This is a genomic window from Cecembia sp. (assembly GCF_007126775.1).
In the GTDB taxonomy this organism is placed as follows: Bacteria; Bacteroidota; Bacteroidia; order Cytophagales; family Cyclobacteriaceae; genus Cecembia.
Genome location: NZ_SLAP01000059.1, coordinates 1 through 3,204, shown reverse-complemented (window position 1 = coordinate 3,204; position 3,204 = coordinate 1). Strand labels below are relative to the sequence as shown.

The window sequence follows — 3,204 nt, the reverse complement described above, 5'->3', positions numbered from 1 at the left end:
TTGTCCGGATAATGCAAGGTGCTGGAGAGGAATCTGCTCCATTCTTCCATTCCTCCTTTGAATTGGGGTGCTTCTTCCACTACATCAAAAACTTCATTAGCTGCGGCAATTTGTGCAGGGATATCCATTGTTTCTGGGAAGCTTTCTTCTTTTTCTGTTTCACAGGCAAAGACCATCAACATGGCTGCCATTAGAGGGAGAGCCAAAAGAAAAAGAGACTTTTGGATCGCTCTGGATTTTTCTGATTTCATCATCATTTGGATTCTTTTTTTGGTTTGAAAATGGTTAAAGTTATTGAGTAAGTGTCCATTGCTTTCGGTGATCAAAAGTCCCAGAAGCAATTTGGCATAAGCGGTTTTCGGATAGGTAGCGGTTACTTTTTGATCTGCCTCGTATTCATGTACCTCTCTGAGGTTGGCTTCATAAAAGCCCCAAACAGGATGGAACCAAAGGATCGCCTGGGCCAATTGAAGCAGAATTAAATCAAGGCTGTGCCATTTTTCGGCATGTATGGATTCGTGATGGATAATGGGTTGCTGTGCAGGGTCATTTTCATCATAGGCAGGCAAAAAAACAAAATGAAAAAATGATGATGGCTGGAATTCCGGATGAATGACAAAACATAATCCACCTTTCCTGATTCTTCTAGACAGGTATATTTTTTTAAATGTGATAAATAAGCCTATCCCAAGTGTGCCTAATTTCCATAATAAGCCAATGAAATAAATGCCTACCAAAATCTGGAGCAGCTGTATAGAAGAAGACTGCACTTCCGTTTCGCTCAATTGAAATTCAGGCAGGTTATAATTCAGCATTTCAGGAATAAATACCGATGAATTTGTTATACTAAAACTCAACAGCGGAAGGATCATGGCAAATAGCAATGAAGCCAAAAGGAAAGCCCTGTTCCAGGTAAAGAAACTTAGCCTTGAGAGGAAAATTTTATAAAATGCAAAAAGGAGAAACAGGGCTAAACTTGCCTCCCAAAGGTAATTGAATAATCCGTTCATGGTTTTTTTGGGTTACCGTATTCATCAATCATTTTTTTAAGTTCGCTTATTTCTTTTTCTGAAATCCCTTTCTCTTTCACCATAAAAGAGAGCACTTTTTGTACAGAGCCATCAAAGTAATTTTTGATCAGGTTGTTAAAGCTCTTCTTTCTGTAATCTTCCTGTGACACCAATGGGAAGTACTCATGGATGTTTCCAAATGTCCGGTGATCCAAGTAGCCTTTTTTTTCCAGTTGTTTGATGTTGGATGCCAGGGTTGTGTAGGGTGGCTTCGGTTCAGGGATTTCGTTCAAAACATCCCTGACCAAGGCCTTTTCCAATTTCCAAAATACCTGCATCAATTGTTCTTCGTGTTGTGTCAATGCTTCCATGGGAATAAAAGTAATACTAATTACTTAATAAACCTACGAAATTTTCGTAAATCTACGTATAATTCGTAAATATTATCTTTTTTGCAACTCAGCAAAGAGGGAGATTGGAAAATGGGATAAAACTTTTATTTTCGTTCGCAGTTTCAAAAGCATCCAAAATTCTTTTCCCATGATCAAAAATATCTCCTTATCTATCTGTTTGGTTTTTATTTGCTTTTATAGTGTTTTAGCCCAAGAAAACTTACATCAAAGACTGGAAAGGCATGTCCATATATTGGCTTCAGATTCCCTGGAGGGCAGGGGCCTGGGGACTGAAGGAAGAATCAAAGCCATTCGCTATATTGAAAATGAAATGCGGGAAATAGGCCTGCAACCATTTCAGGAGGACTCTTATATCCATCACTTTGACTTCAAAGTGAGCTTGGTCAATCTCCAAGGTAAAAATGTGGTGGGTTTGATACCTGGGGCTGATCCCAAACTTAAAGAAGAATATATCGTCATTGGTGCCCATTTTGATCACTTGGGTTACAATAAGGCTGCTGATGGAACCAAGACAATTTTCCCGGGTGCAGATGACAATGCCTCTGGAGTGGCAGGCATATTGGAAATGGCCAGGTTGATTTTGGAATCCGGCGAGCAACCCAAACGCAGTCTGGTTTTTATTGCTTTTGATGCAGAGGAAAGCGGTCTGATTGGGGCCGAGTATTTTGTGAATGCAGAGAAACCATTCCCGAACGAAGCCATCAAAGCCATGTTCAGTTTGGATATGATCGGGATGCTGAGTACGGTCAATACCTTGGAACTGAAAGGGTGGAGGACTTTGGCGGATGCTGAAGAAATTTTGGTCTTGGCACAGGACAGGAATCCGATTCCTATTAAAGGTACTGCCCCATTGATCGAAAGGAGAACAGATACCTGGCCATTTGGAAGTTTAGGAATACCTTCCATTTATGTCAATACAGGATTGAAATCTCCTTACCATAAACCTGGAGATAAAGCAGATTTACTGGACTATGAGGGCATGGCCAAGATCAGTACATTTTTGGCAGGATTAACTTTGGAGATGGCCAATGCGGAAACCTTGGAGCCTGCCAGGAATTTCAATGCTACTGTAGCAGTGTATGGCAGACCGATAAAGTATGGGGCACAAGTGGGTTTGGGCAATTCCTATAACAGGCATAGTGAATTCCGGGAATTGGGCGTTTTTGCCTTTGAAGCAGGTCTTTACAGCAGCGTTCGGATCACACGGAGTTTTGATATAGTTGTAAGTGCCTTGTATGACTTTAATGGAAGTAAACCTTCAGGTTTTGATGGAGAAAGGTTCAGAAGACATTCGTTGACAGTTCCTGCAATGGTCAGATGGAATTTTGTCAATGCAGAAGATGGTTTTTTCAAATCATTTGTGGGGGTTGGACCTTATCTCCGTTACCATTTGTCCCAAAGAATTCCCACTTCAGATAGGCTGGGGCTAGACTGGGATTTTCCAGGTGAAGAATGGGGTTGGAGCATGCAGGTCGGTTTTCAGGTGAGCAAAGTCACGCTTCTTTTGGATTGGCGCAGTGCCTTGACGGAGTTTTATACTTTTCCATCTTTTCCAAATACAGAAGTGTTTAACAGGAATTTCAGGGTGGGGATTGGGTATGAGTTTTAGGGATTTAAGGTTAAAGGTTAAAGGTTAAAGGGGAAAGGGGAAAGGGTTCATGGTTCATGCGTTCATGGTTCATAGTTCAGGAGTTCAAGGTTCAAGGGTTCATGGGTTCTAGTTTACCTTACAAGATCCGTAAAACTATGAACGACTTGTCCGCCGTGGCGGATTGAACATT

Annotated in this window: 3 protein-coding genes; 1 reads left to right on the top strand and 2 read right to left on the bottom strand. The window is 41.2% G+C overall.

From position 1 onward, the window contains the following. Both QZT73_RS04195 and QZT73_RS04190 read right to left on the bottom strand, forming a co-directional pair. A partial coding sequence (locus QZT73_RS04195) for a M56 family metallopeptidase (RefSeq protein ID WP_291786767.1) occupies positions 1-1,010 on the bottom strand: 1,010 nt, incomplete at its 3' end. Then, positions 1,007-1,381 (bottom strand): BlaI/MecI/CopY family transcriptional regulator, encoded by a 375-nt coding sequence (locus QZT73_RS04190; RefSeq protein WP_291786765.1) that lies wholly within the window; start codon positions 1,379-1,381, stop codon positions 1,007-1,009. The genes QZT73_RS04190 and QZT73_RS04195, both read right to left, overlap by 4 nt. A 169-nt stretch (positions 1,382-1,550) precedes the next feature. Between QZT73_RS04190 and QZT73_RS04185 the strand changes: the two genes are divergently transcribed. Beyond that, positions 1,551-3,032, top strand: a complete 1,482-nt coding sequence (locus QZT73_RS04185) for a M20/M25/M40 family metallo-hydrolase (RefSeq protein WP_291786764.1) — start codon at positions 1,551-1,553, stop codon at positions 3,030-3,032. Positions 3,033-3,204 lie beyond the last annotated feature (172 nt).